This window comes from Arthrobacter dokdonellae (genome assembly GCF_003268655.1).
Lineage (GTDB): Bacteria > Actinomycetota > Actinomycetes > Actinomycetales > Micrococcaceae > Specibacter > Specibacter dokdonellae.
Genome location: NZ_CP029642.1, coordinates 551,548 through 574,033 on the forward strand (window position 1 = coordinate 551,548; position 22,486 = coordinate 574,033).

Annotated in this window: 15 protein-coding genes and 1 rRNA gene; 5 read left to right on the forward strand and 11 right to left on the reverse strand. The window is 69.0% G+C overall.

Annotation, left to right across the window (positions count from 1 at the left end; genetic code table 11):
* The first annotated feature begins 116 nt into the window (after nt 1–116).
* Nucleotides 117–233 (forward strand): 5S ribosomal RNA (gene rrf / locus DMB86_RS02465).
* Between the two features lie 80 nt (nt 234–313).
* Here the strand turns inward: rrf and DMB86_RS02470 are convergent.
* The 5 genes from DMB86_RS02470 to DMB86_RS02490 form a co-directional block, all read right to left on the reverse strand.
* The gene (locus tag DMB86_RS02470) at nt 314–1,492 is read right to left on the reverse strand and encodes an NAD(P)-dependent malic enzyme (RefSeq protein WP_113716406.1); all 1,179 of its coding nucleotides are present in this window, start codon (nt 1,490–1,492) and stop codon (nt 314–316) included.
* A 245-nt stretch (nt 1,493–1,737) separates the two neighbouring features.
* On the reverse strand, nt 1,738–5,040 hold the full coding sequence (locus DMB86_RS02475; RefSeq protein WP_113716407.1) for an ATP-binding protein: 3,303 nt from the start codon (nt 5,038–5,040) through the stop codon (nt 1,738–1,740).
* Nucleotides 5,037–5,729 (reverse strand): DUF4194 domain-containing protein, encoded by a 693-nt coding sequence (locus DMB86_RS02480; protein WP_113716408.1) that lies wholly within the window; start codon nt 5,727–5,729, stop codon nt 5,037–5,039. The genes DMB86_RS02475 and DMB86_RS02480 overlap by 4 nt, the downstream gene beginning before the upstream one ends.
* Nucleotides 5,726–7,183 carry a DUF3375 family protein gene (locus tag DMB86_RS02485; RefSeq protein WP_113716409.1) on the reverse strand — a complete coding sequence of 486 codons (1,458 nt, stop codon included), beginning with the start codon at nt 7,181–7,183 and terminating at the stop codon, nt 5,726–5,728. Before DMB86_RS02485 ends, DMB86_RS02480 begins: the two co-directional genes overlap by 4 nt.
* Nucleotides 7,184–7,244: 61 nt before the next feature.
* Nucleotides 7,245–10,892 (reverse strand): TM0106 family RecB-like putative nuclease, encoded by a 3,648-nt coding sequence (locus tag DMB86_RS02490; RefSeq protein WP_113716410.1) that lies wholly within the window; start codon nt 10,890–10,892, stop codon nt 7,245–7,247.
* A gap of 127 nt (nt 10,893–11,019) precedes the next feature.
* Between DMB86_RS02490 and DMB86_RS02495 the strand changes: the two genes are divergently transcribed.
* The gene (locus DMB86_RS02495) at nt 11,020–11,316 is read left to right on the forward strand and encodes an acylphosphatase (protein WP_227878553.1); all 297 of its coding nucleotides are present in this window, start codon (nt 11,020–11,022) and stop codon (nt 11,314–11,316) included.
* Between the two features lie 24 nt (nt 11,317–11,340).
* A complete protein-coding gene (locus DMB86_RS02500; protein ID WP_113716411.1) occupies nt 11,341–12,828 on the forward strand; it encodes a TIGR01777 family oxidoreductase in 1,488 nt (495 codons plus the stop codon).
* 125 nt (nt 12,829–12,953) lie between these two features.
* On the opposite strand, the gene DMB86_RS02505 is transcribed toward DMB86_RS02500, so the two are convergent.
* Both DMB86_RS02505 and DMB86_RS02510 read right to left on the reverse strand, forming a co-directional pair.
* The gene (locus DMB86_RS02505) at nt 12,954–15,017 is read right to left on the reverse strand and encodes an HNH endonuclease (RefSeq protein WP_129545448.1); all 2,064 of its coding nucleotides are present in this window, start codon (nt 15,015–15,017) and stop codon (nt 12,954–12,956) included.
* A gap of 368 nt (nt 15,018–15,385) precedes the next feature.
* Nucleotides 15,386–16,753: an MFS transporter gene (locus DMB86_RS02510; protein WP_113716413.1), complete on the reverse strand. Its 1,368-nt coding sequence runs from the start codon at nt 16,751–16,753 to the stop codon at nt 15,386–15,388.
* 241 nt (nt 16,754–16,994) lie between these two features.
* Between DMB86_RS02510 and DMB86_RS02515 the strand changes: the two genes are divergently transcribed.
* Nucleotides 16,995–18,038: a MalY/PatB family protein gene (locus DMB86_RS02515; RefSeq protein ID WP_227878554.1), complete on the forward strand. Its 1,044-nt coding sequence runs from the start codon at nt 16,995–16,997 to the stop codon at nt 18,036–18,038.
* Between the two features lie 50 nt (nt 18,039–18,088).
* Here the strand turns inward: DMB86_RS02515 and DMB86_RS02520 are convergent, their stop codons facing one another.
* The gene (locus DMB86_RS02520) at nt 18,089–18,976 is read right to left on the reverse strand and encodes a LysR family transcriptional regulator ArgP (RefSeq protein ID WP_171814340.1); all 888 of its coding nucleotides are present in this window, start codon (nt 18,974–18,976) and stop codon (nt 18,089–18,091) included.
* A gap of 69 nt (nt 18,977–19,045) precedes the next feature.
* Here DMB86_RS02520 and DMB86_RS02525 point away from each other — a divergent pair, with 69 nt between their 5' ends.
* Nucleotides 19,046–19,666, forward strand: a complete 621-nt coding sequence (locus tag DMB86_RS02525) for a LysE/ArgO family amino acid transporter (protein WP_113716414.1) — start codon at nt 19,046–19,048, stop codon at nt 19,664–19,666.
* Between the two features lie 24 nt (nt 19,667–19,690).
* On the opposite strand, the gene DMB86_RS02530 is transcribed toward DMB86_RS02525, so the two are convergent.
* The 3 genes from DMB86_RS02530 to DMB86_RS02540 are packed head-to-tail and all read right to left on the reverse strand — an operon-like array spanning nt 19,691 to nt 22,261.
* Nucleotides 19,691–20,098, reverse strand: a complete 408-nt coding sequence (locus DMB86_RS02530; protein WP_113716415.1) for a hypothetical protein — start codon at nt 20,096–20,098, stop codon at nt 19,691–19,693.
* 41 nt (nt 20,099–20,139) lie between these two features.
* A complete protein-coding gene (locus tag DMB86_RS02535) occupies nt 20,140–21,255 on the reverse strand; it encodes a GmrSD restriction endonuclease domain-containing protein (RefSeq protein ID WP_227878555.1) in 1,116 nt (371 codons plus the stop codon).
* A 49-nt stretch (nt 21,256–21,304) separates the two neighbouring features.
* Complete coding sequence (locus DMB86_RS02540; RefSeq protein WP_129545449.1) at nt 21,305–22,261, reverse strand: hypothetical protein; 957 nt, start codon at nt 22,259–22,261, stop codon at nt 21,305–21,307.
* Nucleotides 22,262–22,486: the final 225 nt, after the last annotated feature.

A 22,486-nucleotide genomic window follows, 5' to 3' on the forward strand; every position in this document is an offset into this window, starting at 1 on the left:
GGGAAGGGCGTGTATAATCAAATACTGTTGTCCACAACAGGACACCAACTACAGAATTCCCCCGCACCACCGAAACCCCAACACCAAGGGGCCGGCACCGCGGGCGGAGGAAGAGTTACGGTGGTCATAGCGTGGGGGAAACGCCCGGTCCCATTCCGAACCCGGAAGCTAAGACCCACAGCGCCGATGGTACTGCATTCGAGAGGATGTGGGAGAGTAGGACACCGCCGGACAACACCAACAAGGGTAGAGGCCCCAACACACCAGTGTTGGGGCCTCCCCAACTTTAACAACCAACTACCACACGCCCGGATCAGACCGCCGCCGCCACCGCCGCCGCCACCGCAGGGGCAACGCGCGGGTCCAGCGGGCTCGGGACTATGTGGTCCGGCGCCAGGCTGCCGGCCGCCAGCTCCGCAATGGCCTTAGCCGCCGCCAACTTCATGGCGGGCGTGATGCGCCGGGCGCCGGCGTCGAGCGCGCCACGGAAGATGCCGGGGAACGCCAGCACATTGTTGATCTGGTTGGGGAAGTCGCTGCGGCCCGTGGCCACCACGGAGGCGTACTGCTGCGCCACCTCGGGCATGACTTCCGGGTCCGGGTTGGACAGGGCAAAGATGATGGCATCCGGATTCATGCCGGCCAGAGCTTCTTCGGGGATGGTCGAGGAAGACACACCGACTACAACGTCCGCCCCGTTGAGGGCCTCGGTTATGCCGCCCCGAAGGCCCTCCCGGTTGGTCTTCGCCGCGTAGACGGCCTTGACGGCGTTGAGCCCGTCCCGGTCCCGGTGGATGATTCCGCGGGAGTCCAGAAGCACCACGTCGCCAAGGCCCGCGTCGATCAGGATCTGCGCCACGGCTATCCCGGCGGCGCCCGCGCCCGAAATGACGGCGCGCATGTCGCCAAGTTCCTTGTCCACCACCTTTGCGGCGTTGCTGAGGGCGGCCAGGACCACAACGGCGGTGCCGTGCTGGTCGTCGTGCATGACGGGGCAGTCCAGCGCCTCGATCAGGCGTTCTTCCAGTTCGAAGCAGCGCGGGGCGGAAATGTCCTCAAGGTTGACCGCGCCAAAGCTGGGGCGGAGCCGCACCAGGGTCTCGATGATTTCCTCTACGTCCGTGGTGGCCAGCACCAGGGGGATGGAGTCCAGGCCGCCAAAGGTCTTGAAGAGGGCGGACTTGCCCTCCATGACGGGCAGGGACGCGCTGGGGCCGATGTCTCCCAGGCCCAGGACGGCTGTTCCGTCGCTGACCACGGCCACCAGCCGGCTGGCCCAGGTGTGGCTGCCGGCCAAGGCAGGATTGGCGGCGATGGCGCGGCTGACCTGGGCCACGCCCGGCGTGTAGGCGATGGACAGGTCCCGTAGGCTGTCCAGGGGGACCTTGCTGCTGACGGAGAGCTTGCCGCCACGGTGGGCCGCGAAGATCTCCTGTTCCGAAAGGGCAATCTGGCTGCCGGTGGATGGGGTCAGGGTTGCTTCTAGTGACATGTGTTTTTCCTGCGTCGCTTCCAAGGTGGGAGACGCGAGAGCGTCCGGGCGGAGATTTGCCTGGACGACGGCGACTGCCGCGCAGAGTGGTGGGGCGCGGCACTGCCTCGCAGCGCCGGTCCCATGCCTGTACGTCGGTGGACAGGCATGGGTGCGTCCGGCATGTGCTGAAAGTTTGTTGACACCGACACTACCCGGGGCGGCGGCAGGAATCACAAAACCGCGTGAAATCGTGTCACATTGGGTTACCGCAGGATGATGTCCGTCGCCGTGGCGGGGGAGCGGCCCGAGGCGACAAAGCCGGAGATGTTCGCCTGCGGGTGCTTGATGATGTCCGTTACCGAGCCAAGGTGGCGTGAGAGGTCCACCTTGTCCTCGGGCGCGGCCAGCAGCAGCTGGAAGCCGAATTCCTGCAGCGCGTTGATGCCGGCACCGGCGTACTCGGAGTTGGCCTGGATAAAGGCCTCGTCGATCATGACCGTTCCATAGGTGCTGTAGCCCTGGGTGTCGATGCCCAGCTGGTAGGCCAGGGCGGCGCCCATGATGAACGACGTGAAACGCTGCCCCTCGCCGCCGGACAGGGTGCCCGGTTCCAGGCCAAGCTCCACCTCGCCGTTGGGCCGGTGCTCATTGCAGCTGATTCTCACGTGCTGGCGGACATCCAGGACGGTGTCGGCCCAGGACTGCAGGGAGGGATCGCTCAGGGCGTCCACCAGCCGCTCCAGCTGCTGGTAGCTGGCGGCCATTTTTTCCTCGGTGGCCTTGGCGTACGCGTTGCCCAGGGCTTCCTTCAGGTCGGTGCGGAATGCACGGGCTTCGTCGGGGACGGTGGTGGCCACATCCAGGCGCAGCCGGCTGCCCTTCTCAAACGGCACGTCCGCGAGGATCTGGTTCAGCGGCAGGATCCGCTCGGCGATGGCGCGCCGCTCCTCCTCCAGCAGCTGCAGGAGGTCGGAAAAGCGCTCGTAGGAGCGGTTGTTGAAGTATTCGCGGAATTCGTCCTGGCGCTGCGGCAGCCCGTCGGCGATGATCCGCCCGTACAGCTCTTCGTAGTGTTCGGCCGCGTCGGCACCGGTGCCGTAGCTGGCGCCCATGCCCGGCCCGAACTCGCGGGCAAACGCCTTGAAGAGTTCGGTCAGCGCGGCTTCGGTGCGGAATACGCGTTCCTTGGCCGTGGCCGCGCGCTCCCCGAGATCTACGGCTGCATGGCCAAAAAGCTGTTCCAGTTCCTCCAGGGTGGCCGGCCCGCCGTCGGCAGTGTAGGGGGTGAAGGCCTCCACGGCCCACCCGGCTGGCGGCTCCTTGGCGGCCTTCGCGGCGGTGGCCTCGGCCGCGTCCTGGACCGTTTTCAGTTCACGCTCCACCGTGGAGAGGCTGTTGTTGAGCACGGCCACGCGTCCGACGGCGGCCTCCAGCTCCGCTTTTGCCCCGCCCAGCTGCTTCCTGATGCTGGCGAGCGTGGCGCTGCTGTCGATGGTCGTCTGGAGTGCCTGCCGGAGTTGCTCCAGCTGCGCGGCCAGGGAGCCGGAATCGAGCTGTTCAAATGGCCGGACGTCCTTGGCTACCCGCCGGAGCGCCTCCAGCCTGCCCTTGAGCTGGTCCTTGGCCTTGCTGCGTTGGTCGGCGAGGGCCGCCGCGCTTTCGCAGGCGCCTGCCAGCTCGTCGGCGCGGGCCTCCAGTTGTGCAATCTTGTCCACATTGGTGAAGCCAAGGAGGTAGTCGGCCGGGTTGACCGCCCGGGTGTCGCGCTCAAATGTGGAGGAGCTGGCCTTCACGGTCCCCGCCAGGGAGATGGCCCGCTCATGGGCGTGCAGTTCCGCGTCGTTGTCCACGCAGCGGAAGGCGAAGTCGCGGGCCACCTTGGCACGCAGCCAGCCTCCGGCGTCGGACGCATGGAATTCCAGCTTGGCCGCAAGGTGGTCCTCGCCGGGCTCGGTCTGGCGCGCCGGCGTTCCCATGTCGATCCACCGCACCCGGCCGAAGCCGTCCAGCCCGTTGACGGCGCGCGTGACGGCCTTGATGTCCCCGCCGCGCACCAGCAGGGTGGTGGCCAGGGAACGCAGCACCTTTTCAGCGGCGGGACGCCAGGCGGCGTGGCCGCCGGCGATGTCCACGAGCTCGCCGGCAAAAGGCAGGTCCGCGGGGTCAAGGCCGGTCTCGGCGCAGATGGCGCGCCGGGCCGCGGCATTGCGGCCGTCGATGTTGGTGCCACGCCGCTGGTACGAGGCAATCTCCGCGCGGAGCTTCTTCTCCTCGGCTTTGGCGTTGATGCTCTCAGCTACGGCCTCGTACTCGCGCGTGCGGGCCGTTTCTGTTTCCGCCTGCTGAAGCTCGACGCCGGCGCCCGCGCTTTGGCGTGCGGCCGCCAGTCCCTCCGGGGTCCAGCCGACCTCGAGGCCGGCCGCTTCGAGGTCCTCGCGGACCGACGTCTCCACGCGCACGCGCTCCTCCAGCTCGCGCCTGGCCGCACGGATGTCCTTCTCCAGGCCTTCAATGGCGCGGCCGCCGTGGTTGGCGTGCTGTTCGTCGAGGGCCGCCACGGATTCGGCCAGGAGGTCCTTGGCGGCCGCCGCCGCTGCGATTTCGGATTGCGTCAGCGCACGCTGCTCCTGCAGGGCAACTGCCTTGGCGGCGAGCAGCTCCGCCTGGAACTGGAGCCGAAGGAGCGGCAGCTGGACATTTTTTAGCTCAACTGTGCGGCCGTGGGAATCCTTGAATTCCCGCAGTTTTTGGTGGAGTTCGGGCACGGGCGCCAGGGCGTCGCGCTGGCCCCGGGCGTCCTCGAGCTGGCGGTAGATGCCGCGCAGGTGGCTGAAGTCGTCCACGGCCGCCCGGGCCGCGGCCAGGGTGGCGGGCTTGTCCAGCACCTCATAGCGGAAGAACCTGTTGACGCCCTTGTCCAGGCCCTTGCCGTTCTGCAGGGTGCGCAGCAGGCTGAAGGCCTTGTCATTGTCGATCCCCAGCTTCCGGCGGAAGCGCTCGGCAAACGTCTTGTGAACGTCGAAGGCCTCGCAGCCCGGCAGCGCGGCATGCAGGGACGACGGCGAGAAGCGCCGGCTCCCGTGCCTTTCCAGCGCTTCCGTGTCGAGGGGGCGGTCGTGGATCACGTAATGCTTGCCCACCTGGCCCTCCAGACCGTTGGCGGGCAGGTCAAAGAGCGCGGCGATCGTGACGTGGCGGCCCAGGCCGTCCTCGAAAACGAGGGCCGTGGCGGACCAGGTGGCGCTGGGCCGCTGGTACACGGTGCCGTCAGGGGTTTTGATCTTTCGCCCGCGCATGTAGCTGAAGGTGGTGCGGCGGTCCTTGCGGTTGGATGCCTCGTGGGCGGATTCGTTCAGCCGCGGGGCGGCGTAGAAGATGTGTTGGATGCCGTCAAAGAGGGTTGACTTGCCCACGCCCGGATGGCCCGTGAGCAGCGTGCCGGCGCGGTCAACGTACATGGCGTGGCGGCCGTGGAAGGTGCCCCAGTTGATGATCTGGATCTGGCTGAGCCGGTATTGGCCGGGGTTGATTTCCGTGCCGATGGGCAAGGTGGTGGCGATGCTCATTCTGTGCCGTCCTCGGTCGTGTCATCCGCGTCCAGGGCGGCCAGGTAGGCCGGGATCTGGTCGATGGCATCAAAGGGCAGCGCCAGTGCCATGGCGTTGCTGACCCGGTACTCGCCGGGGAGCTCGGTGGGCAGGAGCAGTTTCAAGGCCAGCAGCCGGGCGAGGGACGCATCCGTCTGCTCGTCCAGGCGCTTGTCATCCACGGCTCCGGGCTGCCGGTGCTCGGCCAGGATTTCCCGCGCCCCGCCGCGGGTGATGGTGGCGTCCGTTCCCGTACCGGACTGCCGGTCCAGCAGCAGGCGCAGCCGCAGCGCCAGCAGGGTCTCCTCGCGGCGCAGCGGCTTGCGGGCCACGATGGGCTGCGTGTGGACCGCGTCGATCCCGGCCGGGGTGAGCAGCGCGATCTTGCGTTCCGGATCCACCGTCAGCAGCAGGAACACTTCGCTCAGGTACTGCTGCAGCGAGGCCCGGTGGGTGAGGATCGTGGTCCACAGCGGCGCGTCCACGGTGCCGTCGATGTACGGTCCACGCAGCAGGCGGACCAACGCCTGGCGCAGCTCCAGGGGGAACGATCCAGTGTCCCCGGGGAAGAGGGAGCGTTCGGAACGGTACGCGTCACCGGGGCCGGCAGCGGTGGGCGGGGCGCCGGCGTCGTACGTTTCCTGGGAAGTCACGGAACTGGGGGTCATGGGGCGGTGTCCTTTGTGAACGTCACCAGCGGCAGGCGGGCGGTGCGCTCCGTGCCGTCGATCTGGGTGAAGCGGAGGGCCTCGGTGCGCGCCGGGTCCACGGCCTGGTCGGTGGCGCGGGCGGCGAGGATGAGGCCGCGGATGGTGTTGATGTGGCGCTGCTGGGCCGGCATCTCGGCGTAGGCGTCGGCGAGGGTGGCGGTGCCGTTGCGTGTGCTGCGCGCCAGTGCGACGGCGGCGTGGACGGCGGCCATGTCCGGCAGCGGCGTGGCGGGGGTGCGGTGGATGTCGGCGCCGCTGAGGGCTGGAGGGGCGGCGAGCGGGGGCGGCGGGACGTGGTCTTCGGGGTTGAAGATGCCCAGCCCGGCAAGTGTTTCAAAGGCGGGGGCGTACAGCAGCGGCTCCATCACGGGCGTCCGCGGGCCCAGCGGGGCGCGGGCCACGGCCTGTTCGGCGGCGTGGATGGCCTTGCGCAGCAGGACGGACTCCCGGAATTCGTCGCTCATCACGTAGCTGTGGAGGCTCTCGGACAGGCGGCCGTAGATGGCGTGGACGTCCGCTGCCTGGCGGCGCATTTCGCGGACCAGGGTGGCCAGCGTGCCGCGTTCCTCGCCCGTGAGCTGGTCCGTGAAGCCGCGTTCGAGCACCTCGTTGACGGCCTGCCGGAAGCGGGCCTGGCGGGCGGGGTCGTTGAGGAACTCGGTGAACCCCTGGAAGGTTTCGCCCTCGGCGGTGTTGCGCAGCGCCTTGTCGCCTTCCAGCACCTGGCCCACCGCCACGCCCTTGGTGACGGAGGATTCCATGATTTCCTGCCGGATGGTGTGCAGCATCCCCTCCACGCCGTCGCGCATGCGCTTGAAGTCGGCAGGGAGGCTGGAGGCCAGGTCGAGGACGCTGCGCGTGGCCGCCAGGGCGGAGTTCTCGGAGAGGACGGCGGGGTTCCGGCCGTTCCGCAGGGCCTCAATCTCTCCAAGCCGATCGGCGATTTCGGCCTCAAGCACGGCAACGCGGTGATCCGGGTTGGGGTCCGTCTGGAAGGACAGCGTTTCAATGCTGGTCAGCAGGGTGCTCAGCCTTGAGCTGTTCAGGTTGGTGCGCTCCACCGTGAACGAGTCCAGGAACGCGAGCACGCGGGTGGTGGCGGCGGTGGGTTCGTAGACAAAGCGGCCGTCCACCATGGGGCGGGACAGGAACTGGCTGCGCACCCACGAGTCGGCATAGTTGGAGGCCTGCCACGACTCGTTAAGGCTCAGGTTCTCGTGCCGCAGCTCCTTCATGAACGCGGCGAGGTCCGCGTGGAATTCCTCCAGTGGAACGCGCTGGCGGGCCGCGGTGAATTCCGCCCTCAGGAAGGCGACGGACCAGGGCGCGGCCTGCAGGAGCCGCCAGGCCGGGCTGAGCCGCAGCTGCTTTTGGGCATGCCACTGCGCAACGGCGTTGTCAGTGGAGCGCATCGGGGCCTTTGGGGAGTCGGGGCACGGTCTTTCATTTTATCGCGTGGAACGCCGGTCGGGTTCAGCGGCCGCACAGGCCGATGAACGCGCCGAGTTCGGCCATTGCTGCCGGCTTTGAGGGCATGAAGTTGGTCAGCTGGGGGGAACGGATGATGACCGCGCGCCACTGCCCGCGTGAGACCGCCACATTGATCCGGTTGCGGTTTAGCAGGAATTCCATGCCGCGCGGCGCGCTGGCGGGGTCGGCGCAGGCCATGGTCACAAGCACGACGGCGGCTTCCTGGCCCTGGAACTTGTCCACGGTGCCCACCCTGACATCCTGCAGTCCGGCGTGGTCGAGGCTGCCGCGGACCAGGTGGACCTGGGCGTTGTAGGCCGCCACCACCAGGATGTCCTCCTGGCGGAGCGGGCGGGGGGCCTCGCCGGCGCCGGGCGTCCACGGCAGTCCGATGTGCGCCTTCGCCTGGGCCACCACCTCGGCGGCCTCTTCCGGGGAGGACTGCCTGTTCTCGCGGCCGTTGTCCGGGGCCTGCGCCACGAGGACGGTTTCCACGCCTGCGGGCCGCCCGGCCAGGTGGCGTGTGGACGCGGCCGGCGCGGATTTGAGCCTGCCCTCGTAACTGAGCATTGACACGGCGGCACACAGATCCGGGTGCATGCGCCAGGAGTCGGCCAGGAAGTAGCCCTTCTCCGGCGACAGCGTGGACTCGCCCGCCGAGATCCAGCCGAGCGCCGATTCGTCCACGGGCGCCGGGTGCGAGCCCTGCGTGACCTGCGGCAGCTGCTGTGGATCGCCCAGCAGCAGCAGCCGGCTGGCGGCCTGGGCCACGGCGAGGGTGTTGGCCAGCGAGTACTGCCCGGCCTCGTCAATGACCAGCAGGTCCAGCGAGCCGGGCGGCACGCCGGCGCCGGTCATGGTCCACGCCGTGCCGCCGATCAGTGCTCCGCCCCGTCCGCCCAGCAGCCGGCCGAATTCCTTGTCGTCGGTGACGAGCCACGGCACCTGGTGGGGCGCCTTGAGGGATTTGCCCACCCGGGCCGGGTCCACTCCGGCCTTCTCCACCGCGGCCCGCAGCATGTTTTCCACCACCGCGTGGGACTGTCCCACCACGCCCACCTTCCAGCCGCGGGCCACCAGGTTGGCGACCACGTGCGATCCGACATGCGTCTTGCCGGTGCCGGGCGGCCCCTGGACGGCCAGGTAGGAATGGTCCAGTGCCAGCACCGCCTCCGTGATGGCGCCAATGTAGTCCACCTGTTCCGGGCTGTGCCCGTCCCCGGAAACAGGCGCGGGAACGACTGCGGACGGGAGGATCGCGCCGCCGGCCAGCCGGGGCAGGGCCTTGCGCAGGATCTCCACGCCGGGGTGCCTGGGCAGCTGCGGAAGGGTGCCGCCAACGGTGTTCGCCAGCCGGGCGAGCGCCTCGCGGATGCTTTTGGTGGCCACCGGCTTGGTGGGCGCCAGTGCCATGGGAAGCTGACCGTACGGCGGGACCTTCATGCTGGACTTCTCCGTCACGACAAGGGTGGTGAGCTCCGGGGTGGCTGGATCCGAAACGTCCTCGACGATGGTCACGTTGAACAGTCCGCCGCGCTCGGCGGGGTCCGTGCCTTCATCTGCCATGCCCTCCGGCAGCGGCGCGTTGAACATGGCGAACCATTGGGTGTCGGGACGGAAGTCTGAGCCTTCCGTCGCCGTTCCGGTCAGCCGCACGGTGCGGGTCTCGGTCCTGGCCTTCGGGGTTGCCCTGGCCCAGTCCTGAAGCACCTCGGCGTCCCGGACAACCAGGATGTTGCGTTCTTCGGTCCAGGAGTCCACGGGCTTTTCGAGCCGGTCAAAGTGCCCCCACCAGAACTGCTTGTCCTCCCGGCGGTGATAGCTGGCGGCGGCCGCCACCATGGCGACGGCGTTCTCGTCGTCCGTCAGGACATGGCCTTTTTCCTTGGCCAGCTCCGTGAGGTAATCCTGCAGCAGGAGTTCCTCGGGTGTGGGCTCGTAGCTGCCTTCCTTCGCCTCGGGGATGTCCAGCTTGCCGCTGCCCTCCGTCCAGGCATTCACCTGCACGGCCGCACCGATCTCAAAAAGCCAGTCCCGCAGCCGCAGGGTGGAGAGGCAGTCGTACTCGTTGTAGTCGCTGATTGACGCCAGGGCCTCCCGCGCCTCGGCCTCCTTGGCCGTGTCCCCGGCCAGTCCGGCGTCGCGCGCGGCGCAGTAGAGGGCATAGGCAACCACGGAGGCGCCGGCATCCTTCACGTCCCCGCTGCGCAGGTGCTCGCCCATATACAGCGGCTCGAGCTTCTTGATGGAGTACGAGTCCTCCGAGATCCGCACGGACTGGCGGACGGTGTCCAGCAGGTCCACGAGCAGCCCGGTGCGCAGCCAGCCGTCGATGGCGTCTTCGCCCACCCCGTGCAGGACGGACAGGCGCCGCAGCGCCGACTTTTCGTACGGCGCGTAATGGTAGACATGCATGTCAGGGTGGGCCGTCCGCCGGTCCTGCACGTAGGCGATGAAATCGGCCAGCGCCTGCCGTTCCTCCCCGCGGGAATGCGCCCAAAACGGCCGGAACACCGGCTGGGCAGCCGCCGCCGACCCGGGCACGGGCGCCTCGATGGATCCGAAGAGGTACTCGATGCCCCACTTTTCCGTCACCGGGTCCTGCCAGAGAGGGTCGCCCTCGAAGTCAAAGAAGATGTCGCCCGGGCTGGGGGCCGGAAGGCTGCTGACGCTGTCCCTGAGCACCTTGTAGCTCACCGTGTGGGAGTCCTTGCCCGTGCCGGCGGTGGCCGTGCCGTCCGCTGGTTCCAGTCCCAGCTGCATCCGGGCCTGGTCGCGGAGGCGGCCCAGCGGACCCGTTGCGGCCGCCGTGGGCATCCGGGCCAGGGCGTCAATGGTGGTGATGCCCTGCGCCATGAGCCTGCGGCGCTGCGAGCCCGTCATGCCGTTCACCAGCAGCAGGTCCCGGTGTTCCCGGACCTGCTCGGTGCAGTAGTCGCAGCGGCCGCAGTACGTCAGGCCGTCCTGGAGCCATGCCACGGGCCCGGGCTGCGCCCGGTGGCCGGCCGTCAGCGCCAGGAAGCTGTCGCGGCGCTCGCGGAACACCGGCAGCAGGTCGCGCATGGGGTGGCTGCTCTCGCTGCGGTCGCCGAGCACCAGCGTGGTCACGGGCGCCACGGGAATGCCGTACTTTTCCAACTGGTCGCCGTATGCCGCCAGCTGCAGCAGGGCGCTGACCCGGGCGTGCCTGGCCAGCTTGGTGTCCCAGACCGCGTAGGAGCAGTCCGGCTGCCTCACGAGGAAATCGGCAAAGCCCACCAGCGAGCCGTCAAAGAACGTTGCCTGAAAAACGACGTCGGCCCCGCCCCTCAGCGCAGCCAAGGTCTCCTCCCGCTTGGCCTCCAGGGCCTCCCATGTCAGCTCGCCGCGGTCCACTTCCTTCACGCCCGTGCCGGCGGCGGGGTCCCAGGCCCCGTGCCGGGCTTTGAGCTCCTTCAGGATCTTGCGCTCAAAGGCGTCACCGAGCGTGGCGGCCCTGCGGAGCATGGGGTCCTCCGGAAACCCGGGCCTGTCGGACCTGCCCAGTTTTTCGTCCAGGATCCGCAGCGTGCGGTATTCGCATTCGCTGGCCACCACCAGGTCCGAGGCCGAAAAGATCAAGGGGGATCCGCCGTCGTCCGCGGAAGGCGTGGGGGTGGGGAGGAGGAACATGGGGGCCTTCCGGCGGATCGGACTTGCAGTCCCTTGAATCTAGCAAGGGGCACCGACAAAGTGTCCGCGGGTCTCCCCGCCGGCCGCCGATCTGTGGGACCATATGGCCAGCAGGGAAGGGGAGGCCATGGCACAGGCCGATGTGGCAGGCGGGTCCATCCGGCTGGCCGCCGTCGTCCACGGCACGGTCCAGGGGGTGGGATTCCGCTACCTCACGGCACGCAAGGCGCGGGAACTGCAGCTGGCCGGCAGCGCCGTCAACCGTGCCGACGGCACCGTGGAAGTGGTCGCCGAAGGCCCAGAACATGCCGTCCGGATGCTGCTTGGATGGCTGGAATCGGACCGGGCTCCGGGCCTGGTGACCGCGGTGGACGCCACCGTTGGCCCCGCGACCGGCCGCCTGCACGGTTTCCAGGCGCGGTAGCGTGGGGGCAGCAGAAGGAGAATCATGCATACGTTCCGTCGTACCACCACTCTTCCGTTTCCGCGTGGCGACGTCTTCCGGTGGTTCAGCCGGCCAGGCGCGCTGGTGAGGCTCACGCCGTCGTTCTTTGGGACGGTGCTGGCCGAGCCAAGCCAGGGGATCGAGCCGGGTTCGACGGCGGCCATGGGCGTGGGCGCGCCAGGAGGGTTCGGCATGTGGCTGGGTGCGGCCTCGGGCACGTTCCAAGGGCTTTTGCCGGCGGGCCTGCGCAGCCTCAATGCCGTGCGCCCGCAGGTGCGGTGGGACGCGCTCCACACCGACCTGGTGGCGGGGGAATCGTTCACCGACGTGATGACCAGCGGGCCGTTGACGAGCTGGACGCACAGGCATGATTTTGCCGACGGACCGGTTGCGGACAGCACCGTCATGACGGACACGGTGAACTACCGGCTGCCGGGCGTCGCTGAAAGCGGGTGGGTCGCGCGGCGTTTTGAGGCGGAACTGGTGCGGATGTTCGACTTCCGCGCCCGCCAGCTCTCCGACGATCTCGCCTTTCACCGGCAACATGCCGGCCGGCCGCTCACCATTGCCGTGACCGGCGCATCCGGGCTGATCGGCGCGCAGCTTTGTGCGCTTTTGGCCGGCGGCGGGCACACCGTGATTAAGCTGGTCCGCCGAACGCCGCGAGGCGCTGGCGAGATTTTTTGGGACCCGGCAACGGGGACGCTGGACGCGACGCAACTGGCCGCATGCGATGCCGTGGTCCACCTCGCCGGGCATCCCATCGGGGGGAGGTTCACGGCAAAGACCAAGGACGCCATCTACCGCAGCCGCATCCAGGGGACGGCGCTGTTGAGCGGGAAGCTGGCCGTTCTGGCGTCCGACGGCGTTGCCCGCACCCTGGTGAGCGGCTCCGCCGTCGGCTATTACGGGGCGGCGCCCCATCATCCCGCGGGCAACCTCGGCCAGGCGTCGTCCCGGGCGCTGGCAGAAACGGACCCCGCCGGCTCCGATTTTCTGGCACAGGTGTGCCTTGATTGGGAGGCTGCCTGCCGGCCGGCCGCCGACGCGGGGCTGCGGGTGGTGAATGTTCGCACGGGCGTGGTGCAGTCGGCTGCCGGCGGTGTGCTGCAACGGCTGCTGCCGATGTACCTGGCCGGCGTGGGCGGTCCGCTGGGGAAGGAACAGTGGCAAAGCTGGATCGGCATTGACGATGTGGCGGGAATCTATGCCCACGCGGTGCTGTCCGCGTCCCTGGAAGGCCCGGTCAACGCGGTGGCCCCGCACCCGGTGACGGCGGAACAGTACGCACGCGTCCTGGGTGCGGTGCTCCACCGGCCCTCAGCAGTCAGGGTTCCGGCCGTGGGACCCAGGCTTCTGCTGGGGCGGCAGGGTGCCGACGAGCTGGCGCTCGCGGACCAGCGGGTATCGGCTGCGAAGGTCGTGGCCGACGGCTACCAGTTCCGGCACGAGTCCCTGGAGCCGGCCCTGCGGCATATTTTGGGAATGTAGCGCCTCCGCCAAGGGACGGCTTGGGTGCGGGACACCGGCAGGTCTGGTGTGCGCATATTTTGCCGGAGGCCTGTTGAAGCTTCCGGGAGCCGTCGGGACCTGCCGCTGGTGGTCGGTTTCTGTGGTCAGCAGCGTTGGGGGCGTTGCCTGCGTGTGGGTCCGGGCAGTGGCGGGGCGGTGGTGATGTAGCGGTGTCCGGTGGGTGTGGTGACGGTGGTTTCCGGCGCGGCTGTGCCGTTGGAACTGGTGGTGCTGGTCCAGCCGGGTGCTTCCTTGGCCTGGTTGCAGGCGCGGCACATGCCCTGGCCGTTGGTGATGCTGGTGTGCCCGCCTGCGGCCCAGGACTTGATGTGGTCGTAGTCGCGGATCGGTGCGTCGCAGTACGGGGTGGCGCAGGTTTGGTCGCGCAGGCGCAGGAATTCCTTCATGCCTTCCGGGAACAGCCTGCCCCTGGAGTCCATGGCCAGCAACGCGTTGGTTTCCGGGTGGGTGAAGAGGCGCTTGATCCACACCGTGGGCGAAAACGCCGCCGCGCGGCCCGGGGGCCGGCCGTCCGCCCCGCCGCTTTCCACCCGGTCGCTTTCCCCGCCGGCGATGGCACCGTTGCCGGTGTCGGCGTCGCTGCCGCTGTTCATGCTGCCGGAGTCGGTGTTGGTGGGCGTGCCGTAGATCATGGCGCGGGCTGCCGGTGCGGGGATGGGTTCGTGGCCCACGAGCAGGGCGGGGTCGCTGGCGCCGTCGAAGAGGGCGCGGTCGGTCATGATGAGTTCCAGGGCGATGTCGGGCTCGGTCACGGTGGTGCACAGCCGCGCCCGGCCCGGGCGGCTGCCTTCGCCCGTCCAGCCCGCGGGCCAGTCCGCCGTCCAGTCCGCGGACCAGCCGGAGGTGCCCGCGGGGTTGTCGGAACCAGCGGTGCTGGCGGTGTCTTGGTTGCCGCCGGTGCCGGGGTCGTCTGTGTTGTGGGTGCAGGGGGTGTGGCGGGTGAGGCGGTGGAGGAGGGTGTCGGCCATGAGTTGGCCCTTGCCGCGTTCGTCTCCGGCGGCCTTGGCGCTGTCGGCGATCTTGGTCAGGAGGTTGTAGGCCCGCACGCCCTGGCGCAGCGGGACCAGGGCGCTGAGCAGGGTCATCCCGTCGGCGGCCGGGCGCAGGGAGACGTTGCGTTCGGATTCGGCCCGGGCGAAGCGTTTGGCGACGGCGGCCGGGTCCAGGGCCAGGGCGGCGTTTTTCGCCGCGGCGGCCAGTTCCCGGCTGCCCATCGTGGCGAGTTTTTCCTGGTCCGCGCACACGAGCGCGTCGACGCGGGCCCGGTCCCCGGCGGAGAGGCAGGCGGTCTCCCGGGCCAGGATCCGGGCCCGGTACTCGCTGAGGATCCCGGCGGAGAACGCGTTCATGGTGTGCGGCATTTCGCGCACCACCACGTGCGCGAGCCCGCACAGCATCCGTCCCCGGGACGCGGACTCGTGCCGGGCAAGGCCCACCTGTTCCGCGACGCCCTTGCCCAGTTTCTCCCGGGGCACCCCGGACCTGGCCTGGAGCAGGCGCTGCTGGGCAACAAAAACGGCCTGGGCCTGGGCCTGCGCCGCGGCCGCCGCGTTCTTCACTTCCTCCAAACGGGCCATCACCTCCACCAACGCGGCAGGATCCACCCTGTCCACCACGCCAGCATCAAAACCCGCCGCGACGGCCCCCGGGGTGCCCGTGGTCCCGGCACGGTTTCCAGTGTTGCCGCCGAGGGTGCCGCCCAGGGCCAGGACGACCTCGGTGGCCGCGGCGGCCTGGGCCCGGGCCTTCGTGGCGGTTCCCCGGGCGGTGGAGACGAACTGGGCCAGGTCCGCCAGGTTCCCCGCCGCGGCCCCGGCCCGGACCTGCTGCTCCAGCCGCTCGGCGCCCTCCACCGCGCGGCGGCGGGCATCACCGGCGAGTTCATGGGCCAGGGCCGCATCCAACTGCGCCAGCACCACCGCATCAAACACCCCCGCACACTGCTCGAGCAGGAGCCCGGCCGTGGACAACAGCACCGCACACCCCGCACCCGAGGACACCGACGCCGTGACAGGCGCCACGGATCCATGACCAACCAAGGCCCCGGCACCCGCCAGGGGCACCGGAGCCGGCGGAACGGCAGCGGGGGACGCGGCGGCAGGCGCCCCGGTGTCCGTCCCCTGCTCCACCCACTCCGGTGCCGCCACCCTGCCCACCCGCCCTTCCAGTCCCTGGAGGAATCATAGCGAATATATATTCGTCAAGAGTCTGAAATTCCCTGATCCTTTACTACCTTTATTCTAGGTTCAGGCACCGACATCCAGGCGGGAAACAAGCCCCAAACGGCACATCTGTGGACAACTATTTTCGGCACAACATCATCGTCGACCAAGGCCCAAAACCCCTAAAACCCCCGACAACCCGTGACAGGCTCAATCAGCGGCGACGGGCTCAATCACCGGCGCCCTACCCTAGATTTCGACGGGCACCATCGCCGGGACCAGGGTCTCGACGTCCTCACAGGGCCCGGTGCTCGACCACCAGGTATCGACGACAGGCCCGACCACCGACAAGCTCAGTCACCGGCGTCGACCATTTCCACCGCGGAGGGTTCCGGCGTGATCCGTCGCGCGCGCACGCCCAGCACCACCACGGGCACCAGCACGGCCAAGGCCACCATGTTGACCCAGAAGAAGCCGCCGGCGGCAAGCACCGGTCCTGCCACGGCCGCCATGCCGGCGGCGCCAAAGTTCATCATCATGTCGTTGGCGCCCTGCAGCGGCACCCGGATGTCCTCCGGCACGGACGCATTCAGCAGCGAAGAGCCCCCGATCAGGCAGGCGGACCAGCCGAGCCCCAGCGTGGTGAGCGCGATGGACATGAACACCGGGTCGCTGCTGTCAGCGACGGCCGCGCCCAGCCCGATCGCCGCCAGGAAAATGCCACATCCCAGTCCGACCACGCGCCCGGCGCCAAGCCGGTCCACGAGCCAGCCAAACACGGGGCTCGCCGCGTACATGCCCAGAATGTGGAGGCTGATGACAATTCCGATGATCTCCAGCGAGTGGCCGTGAGCGTCCATCGCGACGGGCGTCATGACCATCACGCCGACCATGATCATGTGCCCGCCCGTCACCGACGCCAAGGCAAAAAGGGCCCGCGGGTTGTGGGAGGCCAGGCGCAGGGCCGCCCACGTGCCGTGCTTCCTGGAACTCCCGCCCCGCCCGGGCCGGACGACGGCGGGGGCCGGCTTTCCGGCGTCGTGCCCCTTGGGAGCGTCGTGCGCCGTGGGAGCGCGGTCCGGCGTGGGGACGGCGCCGGGCTGTGCCTCGGTCGGGTGCGGCGTACCCAGGTAGAAGGTGGCGATGACCAGCGCGGCCGTCACGAACGCGACCAGCGAAAACAGAAAGGGGCCGGACAGGGGAACCGCGCCAAGGCGGATGCCCATCTGGCGGCCGGGCTCGGACAGGTTGGGGCCGGCCACCGAGCCCACCGTCGTGGCCCAGATGACGATCGCCATGGCCCGGCCGGCGTTTTCGGGAGGGGCGCCGTCGACGGCGGCATACCGGGCCTGCAGGCCGGAGGCGCTGGCCGCCCCGAAGAACAGCATGCCCACGGCCATCAGCCAAAACTGGCCCAGCGCGGCGGCAGTGAAGACCAGGGCGGCTCCGGCGGCGCCCAGGGCAAATCCCGTGCTCAACGCCCAGCGGCGGCCCGCACGCACGGCAAGGTTGGCCAGCGGCACCGCCACCAGCCCGGCACCCAAGGTGGAGGCGGTCTGCACAAAGCCGGACGCCGCCGTCGTGCCGGCCAGTTGTGCGGCAAGGATCCCGCCCACGGAGATGCCGGAGGCCACGCCAACGCCGGACAGGAGCTGGCCGGCGACAAGGACCCGCTGGTTGCGGCGGCCGGCGCGGGAACGGGCCGTGCTGGAAACGGTCATGGGTGGATTCTAGCGGCGAAGGGACCGGCGGGCCGGGTGACGGCATGTCGGGTGCTGTGGGAAGATTCGGTGGACCGCACATCTTCCACGGCACCAGGGGCAATCATGAGGGAAACTCCGGCCCAGGCAGCGGTTGCCGCACGGCTTGACGCCATCACGGCGGAGCAGCTGCGGGCCGTCGGCAGCCTGAAGTGGACGGGGGTCGCCCCGCTTCTGCCGGCGTGGGTGGCGGAGATGGACTTTGGTCTGGCGCCCCCCCATCGCGAAGGCGGTGCAGGACGCCGTGGCACAGGGGCTCACCGGCTACCTGCCGGGCGGGCTGGTGGACGCGATGGGAGCGGCCTGCGGCGATTTTCTGCTGGCCCGCCACGGCTGGGACGTGCCCGCGGACTGGATCCGTCCCGCGTCCGACGTCCTGGCGGTCCTGGAGAGCACCATCAAGTACTTCAGCGCCCCCGGTGCCAGGATTGTGGTGCCCACTCCCGCGTACATGCCGTTTCTGAAGCTGCCCGACAGCCTTGGCCGGCAACTGGTGGAGGTGCCGCTGCTACGCACCGAATCGTCGTGGGAACTGGACTATGCGGCCCTCGACACGGCGCTCGCCGGGGGCGGCCTGTTGGTGCTCTGCAACCCCCACAATCCGCTGGGCAAGGTATACAGCAGGGATGAGCTGCTCCGCATTTCACAGATCGTGGCTGCCCGCGGTGCGCGCGTGTTCTCCGATGAAATCCATGCTCCGCTGGTGTACGACGGCGGCACCCATGTCCCGTACGCATCGACCGGTTCCGCTGCGGCCGGGCACACGGTGACGGGCACCTCTGCGTCGAAGGCGTGGAACCTGGCCGGGCTGAAGGCCGCGCAAATGATCTTTTCCAATGCCGCGGACCGCGGGAAGTGGTCCGAGGTGGGCGACTTTGCGGAACACGGCGCCAGCACCCCGGGCGTGGTGGCAAACATCGCCGCGTACCGCGACGGCGGGCCGTGGCTGGGCGATGTCCTGGACTATCTTGACGGGAACCGGCAGTTGCTGGGCGAACTTTTGGGCGAACATTTGCCGGGTGCGGGCTGGCTGCGGCCCGCCGGGACGTACCTGGCATTCGTCGACTGCTCGCAACTGGGAATCGCAGGGTCCCCGGCTGACTTCTTTCGGGAGCACGCAGGGGTGGCGCTGGTGGACGGCGCCGAATGCGGGGGCGCCGGCCGCGGCTGGGTGCGGTTGAACTTTGCCCTCCCCCGTCCCGTCCTGCGGAGGATCGTGGCGCAGATGGGTGCCGCGCTGCGCTAAAGCGCCGGACGCCGGCGGGCCCCAGGCGGCTCCCGCCGGACGCCGGCGGGCTACGAAAGGGCGGCAGTCGCCGTCGTCCTGACGGCCGCGGTCAGGAGGTCAAGGGCCGCCGACTGGATTTTCCAGCGCTGCCAGTACAGCGGGACGCCGGTGATGCGGCCGGGCACCAGTTCCACGAGGCTGGCATCCCGCAGCCCCTGGGCGCAGTGTGCCTCAGGCATGAGGCCCCAGCCCAGCCCCGCGCGGACGGCGGCGGCGAATTGCACGGTGTCCGGGATAAAGTGCTGCGGGCCGGCGGGGCTGCCGCCCGTCACGGCGGCCAGGAAGTTCGACTGCAGAGTGTCGCTGCGGTCGAACTGGAGGGTGGGCGCGTCGGCAAAGCGCCCCGCACCGAAGCCGCCCGGGAACCACCGCCGCATGAACGCGGACGACGCCACGGCACGGTAGCGCAGCGAGCCAAGAGGGGCGACGGAGCAGCCCTGGACGGCGTCGGGCGCGGCTGTCACGGCCGCCATGACCTCCCCGGAGCGCAGCAGGCCGGCGGAATGCTGCTCGTCTTCCCGCAGGACCTCGAAGGTCAATCCCGAGCCGGCCGGCACCGCGGCCAGCGCGTCCACAAACCACGTGGCGAGCGAGTCGGCATTGACCGCCACCGGGATGGGCACCGGTGCGGTACCGGCAACTCCGAGCTCCGCCGCGGCGTCGGCCTCCAGCTGGCGCAGCTGCCGGGCGAGCTTGAGCACCACTTCGCCCGGCGCGGTGGCCCGGATGGGGGTGGTGCGCTGGAGCAGCACCTGGCCGGCTGCCTGTTCCATGGCCTTGATCCGCTGCGAGACCGCCGAGGCGCTGACGTGCAGCGCCCTGGCGGCGGCGTCAAAGGTGCCGTGTTCCAGCACGGCCAGAAACGTGCGCAGCTGCTCCGTCTGGAAGTTCAACATTAGCTTTCCTTATGTATCGTAAGAATAATTAGCTGTACTGCATCCTGCCAGCCTAGTAGCTTCAAGGATGTGACTCCACTGGACATCCTTTCCTCCGCAGGCACCGGCCTGGGCGCCGGGCTGGCCCTGATCATCGCGATCGGTGCCCAGAACGCCTTTGTGCTGCGCCAGGGCCTGCGCGGCGAGCATGTGGGGCTGGTGGTCCTGGTGTGCATGCTCAGCGACGTCGTGCTCATTGCGGCCGGGATCTTCGGCATCGGCGAGGTGGTGCGCGCGGTGCCGGCCGTGGTGGTGGTCATCCGGCTGGCCGGGGCGGCCTTCCTCTTGGCCTACGGCGTCCTCGCCGCCAAGCGGGCGCTCCGGCCGGGCACGCTGACGGTCTCGGGGCAGCAGGGAGCGCTGGGCCGCCGGGCGGTGCTCGGGACGGTGCTGGCGTTGACGTGGTTGAACCCGCACGTCTACCTGGACACCGTGCTGCTGCTGGGCACGCTGGCCAACCAGCACGGCGGGCTGCGGTGGTGGTTCGGTGCCGGCGCGGCGCTGGGCAGCGTGCTGTGGTTCAGCGCGCTCGGCTTTGGCGCCCGGCTGTTGCGGCCCGTCTTTGCCAGGCCGGTTTCGTGGCGTGTGCTCGACGGCGCCATCGCGCTCGTCATGGTGTTCCTGGCAGCGCGGATGGCGTTCGGATTCTAGCTGCCGGGTGCCAGCGGTCGGGTTCTAGATGAAGTCCATCTCCACCTGCAGGAAGGCCTCGGCCGAGGCGACGGCGGCGGCAAAGGCCTCGTCCTCGGTGGGCGATTTCTGCGGCGTGCGGGTGAACCACTCGTGGTTGTCCATGTGGACCTTGGTGAAGCCGCCTCCGGGAGGGGCGTAGAAGACGGCAAAGCGCTGCACAGGCCATTCCGGGCCGGTTTCAATCGCCACCAAAAGCGCCGCCCCGAGGGCCGGGTTGTACCACTGGGCGATGGGCCTGCGGCGGTCGCTGTCGAAGAGTCCGGAGGCATAGCGCGAGGCCGGTTGGGGTCCGATTTGGGAGCACAGCCGGTCCCACCACAACGGCAGAATCTCGCTGTCATGGCGGATCCACAGTGCCGGGGTGACCGGCTGCTCACCGCTGGGGGCCATGGCTTAATTTTAGCCATTCCGGGAGCAGTTTCCAGTGGCCGCTATTCGCAGCCGATCCCGTCGCCGTCGCGGTCAAACTTGGACTGGAAGCCCGGATCACCGGCGCGTATGGGGGCCGCCCCGGCTGCCCGGACGGCGGCGCAGTTCTGGTAGAAGACGTTCGACGGCGGCTGGACCAACGGGACCGGCGCGGGCTTTGGCGCGGGCGCGGGCTTTGGCGCGGGCGCGGGGGCGGGCGCCACCACGGGCGGCTTGGCGGCGGCCGTGGGGGCGGCCGGCACCCGGGCACCGGCACAGCCGCCCAGGATCCGCGCCATGGCGTCGTGCTCGGCCTGCGTGACCCACAGCCTGTACGCGGACTTGACCGAAATCTGCCGCGCCACGTACGCGCAGCGGTAGCCCTTGTTCGGCGGCAGCCAGGTGGCGGCGTCGCCGTCGCCCTTTTGCTGGTTGGTGCGCCCGTCCACGGCCAGCAGGTTCAGCGGGTCGTTGGCGAACGCGGTGCGTTCCTGCACGGACAGCTGCTGGGCGCCCTTCTGCCAGGCATCGCTGAGCGCCACCACGTGGTCGATCTGCACCACGGCGCTGTTCGGTCCGCGCACAAAGTCGATCACGGTGGACGTGTAGGGGTCCGCCAGCACGCCGGTGAGCACCACGCAATTCCGGGTCCCGGGCTTGAACGTCCTGGCTGTCAGGTCGCGGTTAAGGATGTCGTTGCGGGTGTCGCAGCCGTTCCTGTCCACGTCCGCCCAGGCCTGGCCGAATTCCGCCCGGCTGTACCCGGTCTTTGGCGCACGGCCCTTGACGGGGAGCCCCGCAAGGATGTCCAGGGCCTTGGCCGCGAAGGCCGGCTGGGCGTTGCCGGCGGGCGCGGCCGCCGGTTTCGGGGCCGGGGACAGTGAGGAGGCAGGGGCCGGTGGGGAGGCCTGCGCCCGGGTGGTGGCCGCCGGTGCCGTGGTGGGGACCGCCGTCGTGCCTTCAGGTCTGCCTGGGGAGCTGGGGGAGGACGCCGGCACGGACGACGCCGGTGCCGCCTGGGGTGCCGGAGCGCCGCCACACGCGGTTGCCACCAGGAGGACGGAGGCGAGCACCGAAATTCTGATGAAATCGGTGGCGCGGACGGCGCTCGTGGTGCGGGCCGTGACGTGTTTGTTCAATGTAAAGGCTTCCAGGGGTCGTTCAGTGGTGGATAAGCAGGGGCCGGTGTTAAACCCGCGGTCCGAGGGACCCCGCAATGAGGCCGGCGACAATCAACAAGATGATCACTGCGACGATTCCCGCCGCGCCGATCCTCCAGATTAGCCGATTCTCGCCGCCGGGCGCCTTGAAGAATGTGAGGAGTGCGGCGATGACCAGGCCGAAAAGGATGGGAATGAATGCCAGCGTTCGCTGGTCGGTCGTCAGCGGCATGATCAGATCGGCGCCGTACACTGCCAGAACCAGTGCGGGCACGCCGAGCGCAAACGAGATGACGGCGACGAGCAGTTTGAACCTGCTTTGGGAGTCCGCTTCACGCGAACTTGAAACGCTGGCTGCCGACGACAGCAGGTCCCTGATGGACGACGACTCGGCCTCGAGCTGCCTGCGGAGTTCCACGCACTGGCGCATCCCGGCATCGTGCAAACGCATCCACGTCCTAGTGTCGGCGCCGGCCGGGGGTGCCGGATTGATGATGGCAGGCTCCTGCAGGCGGCGGTAGGCATGGTAGGCCTCAGAATCGGTGACGTGCACCCAGAGTCCCTCCCTGATGCATTCGCGCGCTTGGTCGGAGGCGCGGCTGCAAACAATATTCAGCTGCAGGAGGCTTTCCACCACTGACGTGTGGTCGATTGCGGACGACTTAGATGAACTGCTCGCAACCAGCTGCATTTCGACCTCGTACCGAATCTCTCGAAGGTCAGCGACCGCGTTTCGCGATGTCTCGGCAATTCCTTTTGCGATCTGCGCGGCACGGTGGTGGTGGTCGAATTCACCGTCGGAAGCGCCATGAATGCTAAATTTCTTCAGAGCGGCATCCAAGGCAACTTTCGCGTGAGGGTCCGACTCCTGGGCGTGGCGATCCACCGCCGCGAAGTGGTGTTCGCCGTCGCGTTCGATCCAAAGGGCCGCAACGGCTGCCTTCAGTCCAACTTCGCCACTGCCTGCGTCAACCAGAATTTGCATGTTTCCCACAGCGATTGCCTGGCGCCCGTCCGGGGTCGCGCAAACCATAAGCAAGGGTGCGACTCGGACGCCGTTGCGCCCAGCTGACTGGCTTTGACCGGCGAGGTCGGCAAGCGCGACCAGTGAGGGGCGGGATTTGTCTGCGCTCCATGAAACTACAGCCGCATCGGCCGCTTCGGGTGTCATTTCGTCATTGAAGCACAGTCACGTGTCCCACCTTGAATT